6 protein-coding genes are annotated in these 6,343 nt (G+C 69.1%); 3 read left to right on the forward strand and 3 right to left on the reverse strand.

Features of this window, described 5'->3' with window-relative positions:
- The 3 genes from ELR45_RS19770 to ELR45_RS19780 all read left to right on the forward strand — a co-directional run.
- On the forward strand, positions 1-323 hold a 323-nt coding region (locus ELR45_RS19770), incomplete at its 5' end, for a septum formation initiator family protein (RefSeq protein ID WP_205856905.1).
- Between the two features lie 160 nt (positions 324-483).
- A complete protein-coding gene (locus ELR45_RS19775) occupies positions 484-999 on the forward strand; it encodes a DUF501 domain-containing protein (RefSeq protein ID WP_420813911.1) in 516 nt (171 codons plus the stop codon).
- A gap of 106 nt (positions 1,000-1,105) precedes the next feature.
- Positions 1,106-2,029 carry a Ppx/GppA phosphatase family protein gene (locus ELR45_RS19780; protein WP_129667896.1) on the forward strand — a complete coding sequence of 308 codons (924 nt, stop codon included), beginning with the start codon at positions 1,106-1,108 and terminating at the stop codon, positions 2,027-2,029.
- A gap of 111 nt (positions 2,030-2,140) precedes the next feature.
- Here the strand turns inward: ELR45_RS19780 and ELR45_RS19785 are convergent, their stop codons facing one another.
- The 3 genes from ELR45_RS19785 to ELR45_RS19795 all read right to left on the reverse strand — a co-directional run.
- Entirely contained in the window at positions 2,141-4,153 is a 2,013-nt protein-coding gene (locus ELR45_RS19785; protein WP_129667897.1) for an N-acetylmuramoyl-L-alanine amidase, read from the reverse strand.
- A gap of 237 nt (positions 4,154-4,390) precedes the next feature.
- A complete protein-coding gene (locus ELR45_RS19790) occupies positions 4,391-5,596 on the reverse strand; it encodes a WD40 repeat domain-containing protein (RefSeq protein ID WP_205856906.1) in 1,206 nt (401 codons plus the stop codon).
- Positions 5,597-5,688: 92 nt separating this feature from the next.
- The coding region (locus ELR45_RS19795) for a WD40 repeat domain-containing protein (RefSeq protein ID WP_205856907.1) at positions 5,689-6,343 on the reverse strand (655 nt) is incomplete at its 5' end.

Consider the following 6,343-nt stretch of genomic DNA (forward strand, 5'->3'; position numbering starts at 1 on the left):
ACCCGTTGCGTACCTGGTATGAGCAGCACAGCGAGCGGAACGCCCTCGAGCAGGAAGCCGAGGAGCTGCGGGACCAGGTGGATGAGCTGGAGACAGAGCTGGAACTGTGGGAGGACCCGGCATACGTGGCATCCCAGGCGCGCGAGCGGTTGCACTATGTGATGCCTGGCGAGGAGGGCTACGTCGTCGTCTCCGAAGAAGAGGAAGCCGAGGAAGAGACCGGGCCGGAGGGCCTGCCTCCCGCGGGCGACGGCGAATGGCACGAGCGGCTATGGAGTTCGGTGCAGGCGGCAGACGAGATCCCCGAGGAAGAGCTGCCATGAGGGCACGAGTCGGCCGGGAGGGAGAATTCCCGTCCCCGCCCGCGGTCTCGTCCTCGCTGGAGCTCGTCCTCGCCGATGCCCGAGCCGAACCCTGGACGGGAATTCTCCCTCCCCACCTCCTCGTGAGCGGGTTGGACGGACGAGGAGAGAACGGTGGTCGGTGGTGACCCTGACCGTGTCTGATGGTGACCTGGACGTTCTGCGGCAGCAGCTAGGACGGCCGCTGCGGGGGGTGCGGGCGGTGATGCATCGCTGTCTGGATGGGCATCCGACTGTGGTGGAGACCGAGCCGAGACTTCCGGATGGCACGCCGTTTCCGACGCTGTACTACCTGACTTGCCCTCGCGCGATGGCCGCCGCGTCGACGCTGGAGTCACTGGGCGTGATGAACGAGATGAGCGCGCGGCTGACGGAAGACGATGCGCTGGCCGCCGGATATCGGCTGGCGCATGAGGACTACCTGGGCCGTCGTGAGCGTATCGAGCACGTCGAGGAGATCGAGGGCGTATCCGCGGGGGGCATGCCCGAGAGGGTGAAATGCCTGCACGTTCTGGTTGCGCACAGCCTGGCCGTCGGCCGGGGCGTGAACCCGCTGGGCGACGAGACTTTGGGCCGTATGGCCCAGCTGGAGGAGAAGCCCTGGACGTCTGCGACGTGTGCGTGGCGACCGGAATGATCAACCGGAAGTGCCCAGCCTCGGGGCATGATCCGATGGCCAGGCGTGACGGCTCGCCGGTCAGAGGGGTGCTCGATGCGGGATATCGGAGCGAGGGAGAGAACGCGTGAGCCGTGTGGCGGCCGTCGACTGCGGGACGAACTCGATCCGGCTGCTGATCGCCGAGATCGACGCGGCCGCGGGCGGACAACATGACCTGGACAGACAGCTGCGCATCGTCCGGTTGGGGCAGGGGGTGGACTCGAGCGGACGGCTAGCCGACGAGGCACTGGAGCGGACCATGACTGCTCTGACTGAATACGTCGAGATCATTGAGCGGCTGGGTGCGGAACAGGTCCGGATGGTGGCGACCAGTGCGACCCGGGACGCGTCGAACGCGCAGGAGTTCGTCGACGGCGTCCAGAGGATTCTCGGCGTCGATCCTGAGGTGGTGACCGGCGACGACGAAGCCGCGCTGTCCTTCGCCGGTGCGACGCGTGAGCTGGGGACGGAGCGTCCAGGACCTTACCTGGTGGCCGACATCGGCGGAGGCTCGACGGAACTGGTGTCCGGCTGGGCCGGTCTTGACGCCGCCCGGAGCATCGATATCGGGTCAGTGCGGGTCACGGAGCGGCACTTCGCCCAAGACCCGCCGTCGCCGGACGAGGTCGCCGCCGCCCGGTCCGACATCGACGCGGCACTGGACGACGCCGCGGCGACCGTGCCGTTGGGGGAGGCGGGGACGCTGATCGGCCTTGCGGGGACGATCACCACGATCGGCGCGATTCATCTGGGCCTGACGGCCTACGACTCGTCACTGGTGCACCATGCCCGCGTACCGGCCAGAGCCGTGGCGGAGATCAGTGATCGGCTGCTGGCAGCGACACACGACGAGCGAGCTGCGATCTCGGTGATCCATCCAGGGCGGCTGGATGTGATCGCAGCCGGTTCGCTCATACTGCGCCGGCTCGTCGAGCACAGCGGCGTCGACGAGGTGCTGGTGAGTGAGCGGGACATCCTCGACGGCATCGCCTGGAGCATCGCCTTATGATCATCGCTGGGCCCGGGCCTGCTTGTTGAGTGCCAGTGCCGCATAGGACCCGCCAACGGGTCGTTTGACGCAACTGACACTCAACAAGCAGCAACCACGCCGCCCGGTGTATCAGGGACGGGGAGCGTCGCGGTTGGCCGGGCGGACGTCCACGTCGTCGGCGTCGACGAACATCACCCGGTGGCCGAACTGGATCTGGACGTACTCCATGTCGCCGCTGATCACCGTCCAATCGCCGGGGGACGAGCCGTCATACGTGGTGGCCCGGTAGTACTCGCCCTGCAACGTCGGCCCGGCCGCGTAGCGCTGGCCGGCCGGCAGCTCGTACTGCAACGGCACGATCGGTTGGACCGGGACGCCTTCCGGGAAGGCCGCCGGCTCCGGGTATGCCCGGCCGTAGACCGGGACGGAATCCAGGCCCTCCTTCGGCGTGACGACCAGGCCCCGGGACCACACCGCCGCCGGTGTGTCGGCGGGGTTGTGGAACCAGGCCTTCTGACCCAGGTACCAGATTGCCGTCCAGTCGCCGTCGTGGTCCGCGATGGCGTAGGTCTGCCCGGCTGAGGCCCGGGCGCCGTGGTCGGAGATGTGCATGGTGGACGGCGATCCGTCCGGGTGCAAGCCGACATCGGTCACCAGCGGCGCGTCGTGGCTCGGCTCGCTGTGCAGGATCACCGCCGACGAGCCGCGCTCCGGACACGGCACGCCACGTTCCTCGCAGCCGGTGAACGCGGGCTGGTTGGCGGCGAAGTCCGGATCCATGGTGACCAGACCGGTCCGCGGGGTCCCGGTCGAGCGGGCCGGCGCGCCCATGAGGTCGAAGTAGTGCGACCAGTCCCAGTACGGTCCCGGGTCCCAGTGCATTCCGGCCACATAGTCCGGCGTGATGCCGGGGATGTTGTCGTGCCCGATGATGTGCTCGCGGTCGATCGGGATGTCGAACTTCTCGGCCAGGTGGCGGACCAGCTTGGCCGACGTCCGGTACATCGCCTCGGTGTACCAGCTGCCCTGCGCCGCGAACCCCTCGTGTTCCAGGCCGATCGACTTGGCGTTGACGAACCAGTTGCCCGCGTGCCAGCCGACGTTCTTCGACTCCAGGTGCTGGGCGATGTGCCCGTCCGAGGAACGCAGCGTGTAGTGCCAGCTCACCCAGTTCTTGTCCTGGGCCAGCTCGGTGGTGGGGCCGAAGTAGCCCTCGGCGTCGTGGATGATGATGTACTCGATCTTCTGCTGCTCCGGCCGGTTGCCCAGATCGTGGTTGCCGTAACTGTTCACGTTGGTGCCGTCCCCACGCAGCTCGTAAGGGGCCGGCAGCCACTCGCAGGAGAGCGCGCGCGGACACTCGATCTCGTCCGGCCGGTCCGTGTCGTCCAGGCCGAGGGCCTCGATCCAGGAGCGGTCCGGTTCCAGGCCACGGTGGGCGGCGAGGGTGACCAGCTGGCCGTCGTCGGTGACGCGTTCGGCGCCTGCGCGGATGGTGGCGTAGACCTCGTCCGCGAAGAACCGGGCGGCGTCTGTGGTGTCGGAGCCGCTGTACCGGGCCACGGCGCCGTACCAGTCGGCCGGATCGGTGTAGCTGCCCAGCGGCGCACCCAGATCGCGCTGGTACCGGGCGAGCAGAGCGGCGCCACCGCGGATGTTGGCGGCCGGGTCACTCCGCAGCTCGGCCTCGGGCGCGCCGGTGAGCGCCGCCGCGGCGTCGAGCGTCTGCAGCGATTCCTCATCGGGCGGGTCGACGTCGGGGTGGGTCACGGTCAGCGTGTCGCGTGCATCGTCGCCGCGCGGGTCCTCGTCGGTTCCGTGGTGGTGGCCGCCGGCGGGCAAGCCGGCGACGTACTCGGCGTCGGTGAGGTGCATCGGTCCGAACCCGCCGCTGGTGCTGGGCGAGCCGCCGTTCACGTCCCATCGGGATTCCAGGTAGGAGACGCCGAGCAGAACCGATTCGGGCACGCCGTACTCCTCGGCAGCGGCCTCGTACTGGCGTAGCCGGTCGTCGCCGTTGGGGACCGGCGTCGCGCCAGACGGGAGAACGGTGACCGAGGCGAGCACGGCCAGGCCGGTCAGTCCGGCGACACCGGCCAGGCTTGTGGTGAGCGATGGACGTCGGGGGCGGGATCGTCGCATGTGGCCTCCAGAACACCGGCCGCTGGGCACCGCGGCGTCGCGGTAGCGGTGTGGGCAAGGTGACGATCATCCTGCCGGAAGCGAAAATGACAAGTCAATAGAAGGGCGAAACCCGCCCTAGGCGAAAATGATTCACAAGCTGGCCACCCCTTCGCCGTGCTTGTTGAGTGTCAGTAGCGGATAGAGGTCGTTGCGACGGCCGTTGACGCAACTGACACTCAACAAGCGGGTCCGGGCTCAGAGCGGCGCGGCGACGCTGGTGACCTCCATGGCCAGTCCAGCCGAGACGACGACGGGGACGCCGTCGAGTTCGGTCAACGCCACGGTTCGGACCCAAAAGCTGTGGCTGGTCAGCGGCTCGTCGCCGATGTGCTGGAACGTATCCAGATTCCATGCCCGGACGGAGCGGTCACCGTCGTGGCTGCCGGAGACCGCGAGTGGCACGCCGTCCACCTCACCGACGGCCACCGTCGTCACGGCTGCGCCGTGGCCCTGCAGCGGTGTACCGACCGGTTCGCCGTCGGTGAGATCCCAGACCCGGACCATGCGGTCGTTGCTGCCGGTGACGGCGACCGGTCGGCCGTCCAGTTCGCCGACGGCGACGGTGAGTACCTCGGCGGCATGGCCGGCCAGCGGATCGCCGATCTGCTCTCCGGTGTCGAGGTCCCACCTGCGTACGGTGCTGTCCTCGCCGGCGGAGACGGCTACGGTGCGGCCGTCCAGTTCGACGAGCTGGACGGCGTAGACCTCGCCGTCATGCCCGCTGAGCGTTGTCCCCACCTGGTCCCGGCTCTCCAGATCCCAGACACGCAGAAGTCCGTCGAACCCGGCCGAGACGGCGATCGCGCGGCCGTCCAGCACGCCGGCGGCGACGGCGGTGACTCCCTCGGGGTGCACGTTGAACGGGTCTCCCACCTGGTCATGCGCACCGAGGTCCCACAGTCGCACCGCTCCGTCGTAGTCGCCGGAGACGGCGACCGGCGTGCCGTCCAGCTCGCCGATCGCGATCGCGGTCACGTCACTGGTGTGGCCGGAGAGCGGCGGGCCGATCTCGAAACCTTCCGCGGGATCCCATGGCACCAGGTCGGTGTCGACGTTGGCGTGCAAGAGCCAGGGCTGCTCGCCTGGAACGATGGCGAACCGGCCGCCGTGGCCCGGGAAATCGTCGATGTGGGTGCCGAACGGCGGCCGCGTGTCCTTATCCGGTTCGTCCGGCGAATCCTCCGGTGACGTGTCCGGCGGCGTGGCCGGAGACTCATCCGGGGCGTCGTCGACGGGTTCCGATGTCGGCGGCGGTGATGCGCTCGGCGCCGGTAAGCCCGTCGTGGTGTCGCCGCCTGTGCCGTCGTCGCCCTCGGTGGCGACGACGACGATCGTCAGGACGCCGGTCAGCAGGATGACCACCGCCGACGTGAGCAGGGCCCAGATCGGCACGTCGACCATCCGCGGGCCACTTTCCGGAGGCGGCGGTGGCGGTGGCTGTTCCTGCGGCGGGGGCGGCGGTGGCTGCTGCGGCGGCGGAGGCGGAGGCGCGGTCAACGGAGCTCTCCGATCGGTGTCAGATCCCACCGGTGCAGGGCGCCGTGTTCGCCGGCCGATACCGCGATGGGGGCGCCGTCGAGCTCGCCCAGGGCGACGGTGTTGACCTTGCCGAGGTGAGCGATGAACGGATCACCGATCTGCTCGTGGTTCTCCAGGTTCCACACACGGATCTCCTGTTCGCCGGCCGACACGGCGATCGGAACTCCACCGACCTCGCCCGCGGCGACCGAGCGGACGGGGCCGGTGTGCCCTTCCAGCGGGTCGCCGATTTGCTCGAGGCCGGCAAGGTCGAACAGCCGAAGGGCGCCGTCGTCGCTGCCGGTGACCGCGACAGGGGTGCCATCGACGTCGCCCATCGCCACTGCTCGTACCCATTCCCGGTGCCAGGTGTCGACCGCGGCGCCGATCTGCTCACGCGCAGCCAGGTCCCACACGCGCAGCAGTCGGTCATCTCCGGTGGTCACCGCTACCGGCCCGCCGTCGATCAGGCCGGTGGCGACGGCTTCGACATCTTTGTGTGAACCGAGATCGTCACCGACCTGGTCGCCGGTGGCGAGGTCCCACATCCGCACCGAGCGGTCCACGCCGTCGGCACCCGTCACCGCCACCGGCCGGCCGTCGACCTCGGTAGTGGCGACCGTCGAGAGG

The sequence above is a fragment of the Phytoactinopolyspora endophytica genome (genome assembly GCF_004138495.1).
Classification (GTDB): Bacteria; Actinomycetota; Actinomycetes; order Jiangellales; family Jiangellaceae; genus Phytoactinopolyspora; species Phytoactinopolyspora endophytica.

Bases quoted from the DNA above. Each gene is read 5' to 3' on its own strand.
- ELR45_RS19785 (WP_129667897.1), bottom strand. From the start codon at position 4,153: ATGCGACGATCCCGCCCCCGACGTCCATCGCTCACCACAAGCCTGGCC.
- ELR45_RS19790 (WP_205856906.1), bottom strand. From the start codon at position 5,596: ATGGTCGACGTGCCGATCTGGGCCCTGCTCACGTCGGCGGTGGTCATC.